Consider the following 13668-nt stretch of genomic DNA (forward strand, 5'->3'; position numbering starts at 1 on the left):
CCCGCACCGCCCGTCCCGCCCCGCTCCAGGGACCTTCGCCCCTGCCCACCGGACCCCACGCGCCTACGATGGAGGTATCGGCGATGGCTTCGAGTTCGGGGGCACCGTCGTCGGTCACCCAGAGCCCCCGGGCGCAGGAGGCTGTGTGATGGATGACGACGACCGCACCTCGGGAGCTCCCTTCCCCTATGACCCAGCTGACCGCCCGCTCGGGGTCCTCGTCGGGTTCGACGGCTCCGACCAGTCGATCCAGGCCCTGCACTACGCGGCGCGGGCCGCCCAGCGCCTCGACTGCCACCTGACGGTGCTGACCGCGTACACGGAATCGTCGATGATCTACGCGAATCTCGCCTCCTTGCCCTCTCCCCCGGACGATGCCGTCCGCGAGACGGCGGCGCAGGGCGTGCTCGAGGGAGCGCGGGAGGAGCTGCGCGGCTATCCCGGCGAGGTCGACTTCTGCACCGCGGAGGGCGATGCCGCCGGAGCGCTCGTGCACCAGTCCTCGCGGGCGCAGCTCGCTGTCGTGGGCGCCCGCGGACGGGGTGGATTCGTCGGCCGCCTCCTGGGCTCGGTGTCCTCGGCGCTGCCCGCCCACGCCCATTGCCCCACGGTCGTCGTCCCGCGCCAGTATGAGATCGGCACCGGTGAAGGGGCCGCACGCTTCGCCCCGATCGCCGATGACTCACCTGTCGTGGCCGGGGTGGACCGCTCCGAGCGCAGCGATGTCGCGGCGCTCCTCGCGGCCCAGGCGGCGCACCAGCGCGGCGCGCCCCTGCACCTGGTGATGACGATGCCGCCGCCGGAGTCGTGGGGCGTCTGGTACGCGGCGATGGTCCCCGAGCAGTCCGTCATCGACCAGCAGCTCGAGCAGCTCACGGACGAGCTGGAGACCTTCGCAGACCGACTGCGCGGTCACTTCCCCGGCTCGGTGATCACCTACGAGGCCGAGCTGGCCGACCCCGCCACCGAACTGCTGGACCACTCCACCGGGGCGCAGCTGGTGGTCGTCGGCACCCGCGGGCACGGCCGGATCGCGAGCGCCCTGCTGGGATCCGTCTCGCGGTCCGTGCTGCAGCGCGCCGAGTGCCCCGTGATGGTGGTCCCGGACCTCGATCTCGACCGCCTCGGGAACGGTTCACCCCGGCCCCGCTGAGGACCCCCGCGGAGAAGGGGCAGAATAGAGGTCGTGACGTCCAGCCGATCCCCCCTGCGCCTGCTGCGCGGGAGCGCCGCCGCGACGCTCGCCACCCTGGTCGCCCTCGGCGGACACCTGGTGGGCGGCGGCGCGATGCCGTCGTGGCTCGGGATCGCGCTGCCGTGGTGGCTGTCCGTCGCGGCCTGCACGGTCCTGGCCGGCACCCGGTTCTCCCTGCCACGCATGCTCACCGCCGTGCTGGCCAGCCAGGCCCTCTTCCATGGGCTGTTCATGGCCGGCACGCCGAGTGATCCGTCCGTGCATCTCGTCGACCCGCCCGGTTCGCATCTCGGACACGGCGCCTCGCATTCCGGTGCCTCGCACTCCGGCGCCACACATTCCAGCACCTCAGCCGCCGCAGACAGCCTCCCGCACGCCGCGCACGACGGGTCGCAGGGGGTGGGCCCTGCTGCCGAGCACGCCCTGCACGGCAGCGGCGGCGATCTGCAGATGCTCCTGTGGCACGTGATCGCCGCGGTGGTCACGGCCCTGGTGCTGCATCGTGGCGAGTCGATGGTCATGGGGTCCTTCGCCCTGGCCGCCCGGCTGCTCGACGTCCTTGCTCGGCGTCGGGTGCCGTCGTCGGCCCCGACCCTCGTGCTGCCCGCCCCGGCGCGGGTCCTGCCCGTCGCCGTCCCGGTGCGCCCGCGGCGGCGCGCCGTCCTCTCGCCCCAGCTGCGGCGCGGTCCGCCCCTGGTCCTGGCCGCCTGAGCCCCGCCGACGCCCCGCGTCGCCGCTTAGACGGCCCTTCGGTCGATCACCCGGCCCCGGCTCCTTCGCCCGGGTCGGTTCCCCGCGCTCCAGCCCGCCCACGCCCCGGCGTGCCCGCGGCCGCTCCCGCGCCCTTCCGAGAGGACCTCTCATGTTCCGCATCTCCCGTACCACCAGCACCACTCGCACCACCCGCATCCCTGCCCGCTCCGTCGTGCTGCCCCGTCGCGCGGCCCTCGCCTCCCTGCTCGCGCTCCCCCTGGCTGCCTGCAGCGCAGGGGCCGACGGCGGCTCGGCCGCCTCCGAGGAGGGGGCCGGCGCCGCTTCGGACGGGGGCGCCGCCGCGGGGTCGGGCGCGATCTCGGTCACGGACCCCTGGGTGAAAGCCGCCGACGAGGGCATGACCGCCGCTTTCGGCACCATCACCAACGGCACGGACGCCGACCTCGTGCTGACCGCGGTCACCACGCCCGCGACCGACATGGTGCAGCTGCACGAGACCACCTCCGACGGCTCCGGCGGGATGAGCATGCAGGAGAAGGACGGCGGCTTCCCCCTGCCCGCCGGGGAAGACCTCGTGCTCGAGCCCGGCGGCGACCACATCATGCTCATGGACCTCCCCAAGCCGCTTCAGCCCGGTGACACGCTCGAGCTGACCCTGGTGTTCTCCGAGGGCACCGAGCACCCCTTCACCGCGACAGTCAAGGACTTCTCCGGGGCCCAGGAGCACTACGCGCCCGGTGAGGACGACGAGGAGGAGGCTGACCACGAAGGCATGTCGGGCATGGCCTCCGACGGCGGCGGCGGCGGCGAGCACGAGGGGCACAAGTGACCTCCTCGGCGCAGGGACCCTCGCGCCCGGGCAGGCGACAGCTGCTGCGGGCGGGCACCGCCGGCGCCGGGGTGCTCGGTGTCGGCGCGGCCGCGATCGGCCTGGACCGGGCGGTGCGGGATGGTCCGCCGGCCAGCGCATCGCCCGGAGCGCTGGCGTCGGCGGAACCGGCGCCGCAGGGCGGTGCCTCCGTGCCGTTCTACGGCGCCCACCAGGCAGGGGTCGAGACACCCGCCCCCGCCTCGGCGACGTTCCTCGCACTCGACCTGCACGACGAGGTGGACCGGGAGGGCATCCTGCGGCTGCTGCGCCTGCTGACGGATGACGCCGCGCGCCTCACGCAGGGTCGCGCGGCCCTCGCGGACACCGAACCGGAGCTGGCCGCCGAACCGGCCTCGCTGACCGTCACGGTGGGCTTCGGCCCGCGGCTGCTGGAGAGGGCTCAGCGGGAGGCGCCCAGCTGGCTCGCCCCGCTGCCGGCCTTCGAGATCGACGAGCTCGACGAGCAGTTCACCGACGGGGACCTGCTGCTGCAGATCGCCGCCGAGGATCCGCTGACCGTGTCCCATGCGGCACGGATGCTGCTCAAGGACGCCCGGTCCTTCACCAGGGTGCGCTGGGTGCAGCGGGGGTTCCGCCGCTCCCCCGGCATCCAGGCCCCGGGCACCACGATGCGGAACCTGTTCGGGCAGGTCGACGGCAGCGCGAACCCGCAGCTGGGCGGCGAGCACTTCGCGAAGGTGGTATGGATCGACGAGGGCCCCTTCGCCGGCGGCACGTCGATGGTGATCCGGCGGATCCGGATGGACATGGACGGCTGGGACGAGGCCGATCGCACCGCCCGCGAGCAGGCCACCGGGACCCGGCTGGGCGACGGGGCACCGCTGAGCGGCGGCACCGAGTTCTCGCACGCCGACTTCGAGAAGGTCTCCGCCCACGGCTTCGCCGTGATCCCCGAGTTCGCGCACATGCGTCGTGCTCGCGGGGTCGACGACGGCGAGCATCAGGAGATCTACCGCCGGCCGTACAACTACGACGTGGCCCCGCCGGCGGGGTCCTCGGCGATCTCGGAGTCGGGGCAGCTGTTCGTCGCGTTCCAGGCGGATCTGGCCGGGCAGTTCCTCCCGATCCAGCGACGCCTCGCCGAGCTGGACCTGCTCAACGAGTGGACCACCCCCATCGGCTCGGCCGTGTTCGCGATCCCGCCGGGCTGCGCCGAGGGCGAGTACCTGGGGCAGTCCGTGCTCGAGTAGTCGCACCCGGGCTGCCGGCCCCAATGCCCGTCCACGGCCCCCGGCTGTCGGTCGCCCGCCGGATCGCAGACGCCAGTGCACGCTGGGCTTCCCCACGTGGAGGCACAGCGCGCACTGGCGGCACTGTCGCGGGCAGCGGACGCGGACGGTGGCGGGCTGTGGGCGCGGGACTGTGGGCGCCGGCGGTGGCGGGCTGTGGGCACGGGCGGTGGGCACCGGCGGTGGCAACCGGTGGCGCACCGCTGACGCCTCGTCGGCCTGCTCGTATGCTGGTACGACGCCGCACGCTCTCGCATCGGTGCTCGACGGAGCGTAGGTGACTCATCCGAACCGCAGGAGACAGCCATGCCTCGCTTCAACATTTCCGCCGACGACGCCCAGGGACCTCTGGTCGTCGGGATCGACATCGGCTCCGGCGGCACCCGTGCCGCCGTGTACGACGTCAGCGGACGCGAGGTCGGCACGCGCCATCACAAGGAAGCGCACTCCTTCACCGTCGCCGACGACGGCACCAGCACGATCGACGCCGACCAGATCGTCCAGGAGATCCGCGACGCGCTGGCCGTGGTGCTCGACGGCGAGCTGCCCGGCGAGGTGCGCGGCATCGGCTTCGACACCTTCGCCTCCTCGCTCGTGGCGGTCGACGAGGCCGGCGCCGCGATCACCCCCTGCATCACCTACGCCGATACCCGCTGCCACGCCCAGGTCGATGCCCTCGCCGCGACGCTCGACGTCGCGGACCTGCACGAGCGCACCGGCGCCCGCCTGCACTCCTCGTACACCGCACCCCGCCTGACCTGGCTGCGCGAGGCCCACCCCGAGGTGTTCTCCCGCACCGACCGCTTCATGGCGCTCGGCGAGTACGTGGCCCTCAAGCTGCTGGGCACGCCCGCTCTGGGCACGGCGTCGGCCGCCTGGTCCGGCATGATCGATCGCCGCACCGGTGAGTACATCCCCGAGCTGCTCGAGGCCGTGGGCGTGGACCTGTCGATGATGGGTGAGTCACTGGATCCCTCCGACGCCCTGCCGATCTCCGGCACGCCGCTCGCCGCCGAGTTCCCGCAGCTCGAGGGCGCCGTGTGGCTGCCCGTGATCGGCGACGGCCTCGCCGCGAACCTCGGCATCGGGGCGCTCGGTGCGGGCACCTGGGGCATCTCCACCGCCACCTCCGGCGCGATCCGCCAGCTCCTGGACACCGAGATCCCCGCCCTCCCCAGCGGCCTGTGGGCCTACCGCTTCGACGCGCGGCGCACCCTCGTCGGCTCCGCGATGAGCGACTGCGGGCGCGTGCTGGACTGGGCGCGCAACGAGCTCGACATCCCCTTCGAGATCGCCGAGACCGACACGAAGTCCCTGTTCTCCGCCGCCCCGACAGCGGGAACCCCGCTGGTCGTCCCGTTCTTCTCGGGCGAGCGCGGCACCAAGTGGCGCGGCTCCTCGCGGGCGCTGTTCGCGAACGTGGGCGCCTCCACCACCGCCGAGGACATGCTGCGCGGCGCGATGGAGGGCGTGGCCCTGTCGTTCCTGCGCATCGCCGACCAGATGCGCGAGGCCGGCGGCGACCCCGAGCGGATCGTGCTCTCCGGCGGCATGACCGAGGCGATCCCCGCCTGGCTGCACCTGCTCTCCGACGCCCTCGGCGCGCCGATCGACCACGTCGCGGTGTCCCGCTCCACGATGCGCGGCTCCGCCGTGATGGCCCTCGAGCAGGCCTCCCCCGACACGAGGGTCGCCGAGGTGCCCGTGCTCCGCCGCGTCGAGCCCGTCGCCGCGCACACCGAGTACTACCGGGAGCGTCTCGAGCGCTTCGAGAAGCTCGCCGACCTGGCCTGAGGCCCGACAGGCCGTGCGCATGGCCGAGCGGCCGCGCGGCCTGGTGACGGTGCGACCGTGCGACCGCGCGCCCTCGCGCCCTCACGCCCTAGCGACCGCACGACCTCGCAGGCGCCCCACAGCGGACAGCTGATCCTCCCGGCACCGATCCGGTGCGCTGAGCCTACTTCGCCGGGTCCGGCCGTCGAACCTGCGTGGCGTGTCGGTGAGAGCCGCCTCAACGACACACCATGCAGGCTCGACTGCTCCGACTGCCCCGACGGCAGCGACAGCAGCGACAGCAGCGACAGCAGCGACAGCAGCGACAGCAGCGACAGCAGCGACAGCAGCGACGGCAGCCTGCCCTCCCGGCCCCGTCGCCGTTCCCGCGTGCATCCTTTAGGAGGAACCCGCTCAGTTCATCCTTCGTGATCTGGCTGTCACCTGCACGGATATCTAGCGTTGAGGCATGCCCAGTCCCCGGGCATCGACCATGACGAGAGGCAGTCCCGTGACCATCACCGACCGACCCCCGGCCGCGACATCCACTGCACGCAGCGGTGGCGTCGGCCCGCTCGGCGCCATCCGGCGCCACCCCCTGCTGTCCTTCTTCCTCCTCGCCAACGGCCTGAGCTGGCTGGCCTGGCTGCCCTACATCCTGTCGCTGAACGGGCTGGGGCTGTGGGGCGTGGAGTTCCCGGCACTGCTGGGCAGCAGCCAGCTGCTCGGCGTGCTGCCCGGTGCCTATCTCGGCCCGATCGGCTCCGCGCTGCTGGTCACCGCGATCGTCGACGGACGAGCCGGCCTGCGACGCTGGGCCGGGCGCCTGCTGCGCTGGAACGTGAACTGGCGCTGGTACGCGATCGCCCTGTTCGCGGTGCCGGCCGCAACGCTCCTGGCGGGCGTCCTCTACTCCGGCGGTGAGATCCACGCGCCCTCCACGATGATGCTCATCGCCTACGTGCCGCTGCTCCTGTTCCAGATGATCACCACCGGCCTGGCAGAGGAGCCCGGTTGGCGCGACTTCGCCCTGGCCCGCATGCAGCACACGATGGGTCCGCTGCGCTCGGCGTTCGTGCTCGGACCGATCTGGGGCCTGTGGCACCTGCCGCTGTTCTTCACCGAATGGGGCGGCTGGCCGGACGCCAGCTGGCATCGACCGGTGGTGTTCGTGATCTTCTGCATCGCCTTCAACGTGGTCATGAGCTGGGTGTTCAACCGCACCGGGGAGTCGCTGCCGTTGTCGATGCTGATGCACGCCGGCGTCAACACCTTCGCCTCCTCGCTGGGCGCCGAGATGTTCCCGACCCTGAACGCGGAGACCTCCCTGCAGTCGATGACCGTGGTCGCGGTCATTGCTGCGGCCGCGCTGCTGGTGACCACACGCGGTCAGCTCGGATTCTCCGGCTCAGTCTCCGGCAACGGCACCGACACCGGCACCGGCGCTGGCTCCGACTCCGACTCCGACGCACGGTCAGTTCCCGTCACCGGCGCCGCAGCCGCCGTCGGACCGAGCGGCGACATCTCCGCACTAAGCTCTCGACCATGACGTCCGACGCCGGAGCCACCAGGGCGGTCGCCCTCACGACCGCCCTGGTCTGCTGGGTGGTGGCCCTCGCCCTCCTGGTCGTCCTCCCCGCCGTCGCGGCGGCCGACGCCGGTCCCACAGGCGGCGCGGGCACAGCGGCCGACGGCGGTCTCCCGGCGCTCATGACCCCCGTCGGCTCCCCGCTCTGGTGGGCAGTCGCGTCCACGCTCACCCTCCAGTGCGCCACGCTGCTGGGACTGCGACGCGCACCGCGCACGACCCTGCTGGTCGTCACCGCTCTCGCGCTCGTCCTGGCCGCGCCGGCCCCCGGCGTGGCGTACACCCTCTCCCATATCCCGGTGCTGGTGGCCGTGTTCGTCGCGGCGCCGCGCAGACCGTGGCCGGAAATGCGCCTGGTGCTGCCCGTGGCCGCGCTCGCGGTCGCTCTCGGCACGCTCCTGAACGGTCTGCGCAGCGGGCTCAGCACGATGCCCGGCGTCCTCGCCGAGGCGCTCGTGCAGGGCCTGGGCATCGTGGGCATCACGGCCCTGGTCGCGCTCGCGCTGGCGTCGATCCGCACGGCTCGCGAGGCGCAGCGCAAGGAGTCCGTGGCGCTCGGCCGGGAGCGCGAGGCGCTGGAGCGGGAACGGGACGCCGCGGGTCGTGAGCGCGAGGCCCTGACCCGCGCTGCCGCCTCCGAGGAGCGCGCGGCGATGGCCCGCGAGCTGCACGACATCGCCGCCCACCACCTCTCGGGGATCGCGGTCGTGGCGGCGGCCGCGGACCGGCAGATCGAGACGGATCCGCAGGCCGCGCACGAGTCGGTCCGTCAGGTGCGCAGCCAGACCCGCTCGGTGCTCGACGACATCCGCCGGGTGGTGGGCCTTCTGCGCGGCGGGGAACCGGCGGAGCGGTCCGTGACGACCCTGGCGACAGTCCCGGAGCTGATCGCGGCCCGCGCCGACGCCGGGATGCACGTGCGTCTCGAGCAGCACGTGCCGGCCGACGGTCGCGCGCTCGGGGACGGCGTCGGCCCGCTGTCCCAGCTCGTCGCGTATCGGATGATCCAGGAGTCTCTGACCAATGCCGCCATGCATGCGCCAGGCACCTCATGCCTGGTCACCGTGGAAGACGCCGATCCCGCCAGGCTCGTGATCACCGTCCGGAACGACGGCATCGGCGGCCCGAGCCCGGACGGTTCCAGCACGAACGGCACCGTCCCGAGCGACGCGGTCCCACCCGGCCCAGTCCCGACCAACACCGTCCCCACCGCTTCCCCGCCCTCCGGGGCCGCGAGCGTCGGAGGGTACGGACTGGCCGGGATGCGCGAGCGCGCCGACCTGATCGGCGCGCGGCTGGAGCACGGCCCCACGGCCGACGGCGGTTGGCTGGTGCGCCTGAGCATCCCCCGCGACCGCGTCGGCACCTCGACCACCTCGACCGCCCCGGGGCCATCGAACACACCGGGGCCACCGAAAGCACCGGGGCCATCGAACACACCGGAACCATCGACCTCGCCGGGGCCGCCGACCGTCCCGACAGGGAGGGCACGCACCCGATGATCCGACTCCTGATCGCCGACGACCAGCCGCTGGTGCGTGCCGGCCTCTCCGGCCTGCTCGGCACCGAGCCCGACCTCGAGGTGGTCGCCACCGCGGCCGACGGTCGCGAGGCGGTGGATCTCGCGTGCGAGCTGCGCCCCGACGTGGCCTGCCTGGACATCCGCATGCCGGTCCTCGACGGCATCGAGGCCACCCGGGAGCTCACGGCCCTGGACCCCCCGATCCCGGTGCTGATCCTGACCACCTTCGACCTCGACGACTACGTCTTCGGGGCGCTGGAGGCGGGCGCCGCCGGGTTCCTCCTCAAGGATGCCGATCCCGAGGTCATCGTGCGCGCCGTGCAGCAGGTCGCCGCCGGTCAGGGCACCCTCGACCAGACCCTCACCCGGAGAATCCTCGCCGAGTTCGTGCAGCGCCGCAGCCTGCAGCCGGTGACCGTCCAGGGAGCCGACGGGCTGCTCACCACCCGCGAGCTGGAGATCCTGGGGCTGCTCGCCCAGGGCATGTCCAACGAAGAGATCGCCCACGAGCTGGTCGTCGAGATCACCACCGTGAAGTCCCATGTGGCGCGCATGCTGCCCAAGCTCGGGGTCCGCTCGCGCCTGCAGGCCGTGGTGTGGGCCTACCAGAACCGCATCGTCACGGTGCCCGAGGCCCCCTGACCACGCGACGGGGTGGGCCGATCGCGCACCGACGCCCGGCGAGACTGCCTGGCGCGTCGGATAGCCCACCGCCATCCGACGCGCCAGACCATGTCGGCACGGTGAGACCGAGCGACGGGCCGGGCCCGTGCGCGGACACGCGTTTCAGCGTCGGCGTGGACCCACCACCGCCAGATCACGGGCGGGTGTGGTCCCACCGCCCTCAGATCAGGGGCGGGGCAGGCGACGCTCCTGGGCGGCGACGGCGGCGACGAGGGGGTCACCGGCGGGCACGTCGAGCAGGGCGAGCAGGGCGGTGACGCGCTGCGTCGGATCCTCGATCGCCGCAGCGGTCGCGATGGCGTCGGCCTTCGGGTCCTTGACCTCGTCGCCGGCGCGCACGCGGTCTGTGACCCAGGCGGTCCAGGCGGCGACGGCCGCGACCTCGCCGGGGGCCTTGTCCGGGCCGCCGAGCTCGGCGATCACGGGCAGGGCGCGCACGGGCAGCTTGGCGGAGCCGTCGGCGGCGATGCGGATGAGGTTGTCCGCGAGACGCGGGTTGCGGAAGCGCTCCTCGAGGGCCGCGGTGTAGGCGTCGAGGTCGGCGGCGGGGAGGTCCAGCGTGGCGCGGGCCTCGCTCCACAGCTGCTCGACCAAGGCGCGCACCTCGCGGTGGCCGATGGCCTCGTCCACGCGCTCCACGCCGGCGACCTGCCCGGCGTAGGCCATGAGGGTGTGGGCGCCGTTGAGCAGGCGCAGCTTGCGCAGCTCGTGCAGCTCGATGTCGTCGGTGAACTGCACGCCGGCCTTCTCCCAGGCGGGGCGACGGCCGCGGAAGCGGTCCTCGACGACCCACTCGGTGAAGGGCTCGGTGACGACGGGGACGGTGTCGACCAGGCCCGTGCGCTCCTGCACGAGCGCGGCGGCGCCCTCGGCGGCCGAGGGGGTGATCCGGTCGACCATGGTGGAGATGACGTCGACGTGATCCGGGAACCAGGCGCGGGTGTCCTCGTCTGCCGCGGCGAGCACGGCCTCGCGCAGCACGTCGCCGTTGCCGGTGAGGTTGTCGCAGGAGACCAGGGCGATGGGCTCGGTGACGCCGGCCTCGCGGCGGGCCTTCAGGCCCAGCGCCAGGCGGGCGGGGGCGGAGGTCGCGGGGTCGTTGCCGGCGGCGTAGCCCTTCTCGGTGATGGTCAGGGTGACCACGGCGGTGAAGGGATCGGCGACCAGGCGCACGAGGGCGTCGACGTCGTCGGCCGGGTAGACCTCGTCGATGACGTCGATGATGCTGACCTCATCGTCCTCGGCGCCGCGCACGATCAGGCCGTACTGGCCCTTCTGGGCGTTCAGGGCGTCGGCCATCGCGGCGGTGCGGCCGGTGAAGGCGCTGACGGACCAGCCTCCGGCGCGCTGGGTGTCGACCAGGGTGTGGGCGCGGGCGAAGTTGCCGATGCCGAGGTGGACGAGGCGGCCCTCGTCGGACGGGCTGGGGGTGGTCATCAGTTGTTCTCCTCGTTCGCGGCGCCGAGGCGGAAGACCTCGCGCGGCTGCTGATCGGGCAGGGTGGCGGCGAGCTCCTGGGCGTCCTCGAGACGCATGCGGTGCTCGGCGACCAGGCCCGCCAGGTGGGTGGCGTCCATGCGGCGGGACATGTCGTGACGGGCCGGGATCGAGCAGAACGCCCGGGTGTCGTCGATGAAACCGCTGGTCCGGCTGTAGCCGATGGTCTCGGAGACGGCACGGCGGTAGCGCAGGATAGCGTCGGGCGCATCGATGAACCACCAGGGTGCACCGGCGAACACGGAGGGGTACACGCCGGCAAGCGGCGCGATCTCGCGGGAGAACACGGTCTCGTCGATCGTGAACAGCACGGTGCGGAAGTTCGGGTCGTGGCCCACGTCGTTGAGCATCGGCGCCACGTGGTGCACGAAGTCGACGGCGACGGGGATGTCGAAGCCGACGTCGGGGCCGAATTTCTGGAACATCCTCTCGCTGTGGTTGCGGTACACGGCGGGATGGATGGTCATGACCAGGCCGTCCTCGGCCGCGAGGCGTGCCTGGTCGGCGAGCAGGTGACGGCGCAGCGCGGTCGCCTCGTCGGAGCGGATCGTCCCGGCGCGGGCGGCGGAGTACAGGCGGCGGGCGTCCTCGACGCTCAGGCGCTCGGTGCCCGGGTCCATGTGCGCGTGGTCCGAGGAGACGGCGCCGTGGTCGCGGAAGTAGAGGCGGCGGGCGCGCATCGCCTCGTGGTAGCCCTCGTAGGTGTCGACGTCGACGCCAGCGGCCTCGCCGAGCGCGTCGGTGAGCACGGGGAAGTCGGCGCGGCCTGCCTCGAGGTACTTGTCCGGGCGGAAGGTGGGGACCACGCGGCCGGTGAAGGCGTCGTCGGCGGCGAGCGCGGCGTGGGGGGCGAGGTCGTCGACCGGGTCGTCGGTGGTGGCCATGACCTGGATCTTGAACTGGTCGAAGAGCGCACGCGGCCGGAACTCGGGCTGCGCGAGCTTCTCGACGAGCTCGTCGTACATCGCGTCGGCGGTGCGCGGGTTCAGCACGGTCTTCAGGCCGAAGACCTCGGAGAACTCGTGCTCCATCCAGTAGCGCGAGGGGGTGCCGGCATAGGCGTGCCAGTGCTCGGCGAGCAGGCGCCACGCCGTCCGGGAGTCCTTCTCGTCCAGCGGGCCGCGGCCCACGCCGAGGTCCGCGAGGTCCACGCCGCGGGAGTGCATCAGCCGGTTCACGTAGTGATCCGGGGTGATGAACAGCGAGGTCGGGTCGCGGAACGGCTCGTCGTCGAGCAGCAGGCGGGGATCGACGTGGCCGTGAGGCGAGACGATCGGCTGATCCTTCATCTCGGCATAGAGTCCACGCGCGATGTCCCGCACGGCGGGGTCGGAGGGCAGGAGGCGATCAGGGTGCGGCACATAGGCGTCGTTGCTCATGCCCCCATGATGGCGCGAGGGGGCGCGGGCCGCCGCCCTGTTGTCACTGGTTGCCGACAGAATCGACTCGCGAGCGACTGATCCAGCAGGTCAGAGGCCCCGCGTCAGAGCGTGCCTCTCAGAGCGTCCGCGTCAGAGCGTGCCTCTCAGAGCCTCCGCGTCAGTGGCTCCGCATCAGGGCCTCCGCGTCGGAGGCGTGGCGCGTGCTCAGCTCTTCCTGCGCGGCCCGGTGGTGCCGCGCGGCACCAGCCGCACCGGGAGGGAGCCCTCGACCGGGGTGCGATGGGCCGACGGGTTCTCGATGCGGCGCACCAGGCGCTCCACGGCGGCGCGGCCCTGGGCACGCTTCGGGGTCACCACGGTGGTCAGGCCCGAGCCGATGAACCGAGACAGCGGGATGTCGTCGTGCCCCATGACGGAGAGCTCGGAGGGCACCCGCACGCCGGCGCGCAGGGCGGAGACCAGGAAACCGAACGCGACCAGGTCGTTGTAGCAGACCACGGCGTGGGGCAGGGAGTCGCGCAGCTCCTCGAAGGCCTGCTCCCCGCCGGCGGTGGTGGGGGCGAAGGGTCCGTGGCGCTGGATCGCGAGGCCGTGGATGCGGGCCGCAGCGCGCGCGGCGCGCCAGCGTTCCCCGTCGGACCACGAGTTCACGGGACCGGCGACATAGGTGACGGTCTGGATGCCGTTCTCGGCGAGATGCGCCATGGCCTGCTGCATCCCGTGCTCGTAATCGGGGGTCACCGAATCCAGACCGGCCACGCGCCGGTTCAGGACCACCAGCGGGATCCGCTTGGTGAGGTGGTTCAGGGTTGCGTCCGACAGCCGAGTCCCCGACAGCACGAGGCCGTCCACGACGTGGATCGCGCTCTCGAGGCTCGAGCGCTCGCGCACCTCGTCCTCGACGGTGTCCAGCAGCAGAAGCAGGAAGGCCTGCTCCTGTGCGGATTCCTGCATGCCGGAGACGAGCTCGGCGAAGTAGGGGTTCGTGAGGTCGGCGATCTCGATGCCCAGGCGGTGATGGCGCTCGCCGCGCTCCTGGGAATCCGGGGCGGCGGTGCGATACCCGAGCTCCTTCGCGGCTGCCATCACCTTCGCGTGGGTGGAGGCGCTGACGCGGCCCGGGCGGGAGAAGGCACGGGACACGGTCGACGGGGCCACCCCTGCCGTCTTCGCGACGTCATAGATGGTCACG

Annotated in this window: 11 protein-coding genes; 8 read left to right on the top strand and 3 right to left on the bottom strand. The window is 72.7% G+C overall.

Features of this window, described 5'->3' with window-relative positions; genetic code table 11:
* Window positions 1-148 precede the first annotated feature (148 nt).
* From ABD093_RS13150 to ABD093_RS13185, 8 genes are all read left to right on the top strand, one after another.
* A complete protein-coding gene (locus tag ABD093_RS13150) occupies window positions 149-1153 on the top strand; it encodes a universal stress protein (RefSeq protein ID WP_343925053.1) in 1005 nt (334 codons plus the stop codon).
* 33 nt (window positions 1154-1186) lie between these two features.
* Window positions 1187-1906, top strand: a complete 720-nt coding sequence (locus ABD093_RS13155; RefSeq protein ID WP_343925055.1) for a hypothetical protein — start codon at window positions 1187-1189, stop codon at window positions 1904-1906.
* Between the two features lie 151 nt (window positions 1907-2057).
* Entirely contained in the window at window positions 2058-2738 is a 681-nt protein-coding gene (locus ABD093_RS13160) for a copper chaperone PCu(A)C (protein ID WP_343925057.1), read from the top strand.
* On the top strand, window positions 2735-3991 hold the full coding sequence (locus tag ABD093_RS13165; RefSeq protein WP_343925059.1) for a Dyp-type peroxidase: 1257 nt from the start codon (window positions 2735-2737) through the stop codon (window positions 3989-3991). The genes ABD093_RS13160 and ABD093_RS13165 overlap by 4 nt, the downstream gene beginning before the upstream one ends.
* Before the next feature lie 345 nt (window positions 3992-4336).
* On the top strand, window positions 4337-5824 hold the full coding sequence (locus tag ABD093_RS13170; RefSeq protein WP_193118561.1) for a gluconokinase: 1488 nt from the start codon (window positions 4337-4339) through the stop codon (window positions 5822-5824).
* Window positions 5825-6314: 490 nt separating this feature from the next.
* The gene (locus ABD093_RS13175; RefSeq protein ID WP_343925062.1) at window positions 6315-7352 is read left to right on the top strand and encodes a CPBP family intramembrane glutamic endopeptidase; all 1038 of its coding nucleotides are present in this window, start codon (window positions 6315-6317) and stop codon (window positions 7350-7352) included.
* Entirely contained in the window at window positions 7349-8893 is a 1545-nt protein-coding gene (locus ABD093_RS13180; protein ID WP_343925064.1) for a sensor histidine kinase, read from the top strand. The genes ABD093_RS13175 and ABD093_RS13180 overlap by 4 nt, the downstream gene beginning before the upstream one ends.
* Window positions 8890-9555 (top strand): response regulator, encoded by a 666-nt coding sequence (locus tag ABD093_RS13185; RefSeq protein ID WP_343925066.1) that lies wholly within the window; start codon window positions 8890-8892, stop codon window positions 9553-9555. The genes ABD093_RS13180 and ABD093_RS13185 overlap by 4 nt, the downstream gene beginning before the upstream one ends.
* A 207-nt stretch (window positions 9556-9762) precedes the next feature.
* On the opposite strand, the gene ABD093_RS13190 is transcribed toward ABD093_RS13185, so the two are convergent.
* The 3 genes from ABD093_RS13190 to ABD093_RS13200 form a co-directional block, all read right to left on the bottom strand.
* A complete protein-coding gene (locus ABD093_RS13190) occupies window positions 9763-11034 on the bottom strand; it encodes a mannitol dehydrogenase family protein (RefSeq protein WP_343925068.1) in 1272 nt (423 codons plus the stop codon).
* Complete coding sequence (gene uxaC / locus ABD093_RS13195; RefSeq protein WP_343925070.1) at window positions 11034-12473, bottom strand: glucuronate isomerase; 1440 nt, start codon at window positions 12471-12473, stop codon at window positions 11034-11036. Before uxaC ends, ABD093_RS13190 begins: the two co-directional genes overlap by 1 nt.
* 207 nt (window positions 12474-12680) lie before the next feature.
* Entirely contained in the window at window positions 12681-13667 is a 987-nt protein-coding gene (locus tag ABD093_RS13200; RefSeq protein ID WP_258773659.1) for a LacI family DNA-binding transcriptional regulator, read from the bottom strand.
* Window position 13668: the final 1 nt, after the last annotated feature.

This window comes from Brachybacterium tyrofermentans (assembly GCF_039526165.1).
In the GTDB taxonomy this organism is placed as follows: Bacteria; Actinomycetota; Actinomycetes; order Actinomycetales; family Dermabacteraceae; genus Brachybacterium; species Brachybacterium tyrofermentans.

Excerpts from the sequence above, each read along its gene's own strand:
- ABD093_RS13180 (WP_343925064.1), top strand. The coding sequence starts at position 7,349 with ATGACGTCCGACGCCGGAGCCACCAGGGCGGTCGCCCTCACGACCGCC.
- uxaC (WP_343925070.1), bottom strand. The coding sequence starts at position 12,473 with ATGAGCAACGACGCCTATGTGCCGCACCCTGATCGCCTCCTGCCCTCC.
- ABD093_RS13150 (WP_343925053.1), top strand. The coding sequence starts at position 149 with ATGGATGACGACGACCGCACCTCGGGAGCTCCCTTCCCCTATGACCCA.
- ABD093_RS13160 (WP_343925057.1), top strand. The coding sequence starts at position 2,058 with ATGTTCCGCATCTCCCGTACCACCAGCACCACTCGCACCACCCGCATC.
- ABD093_RS13190 (WP_343925068.1), bottom strand. The coding sequence starts at position 11,034 with ATGACCACCCCCAGCCCGTCCGACGAGGGCCGCCTCGTCCACCTCGGC.
- ABD093_RS13170 (WP_193118561.1), top strand. The coding sequence starts at position 4,337 with ATGCCTCGCTTCAACATTTCCGCCGACGACGCCCAGGGACCTCTGGTC.
- ABD093_RS13185 (WP_343925066.1), top strand. The coding sequence starts at position 8,890 with ATGATCCGACTCCTGATCGCCGACGACCAGCCGCTGGTGCGTGCCGGC.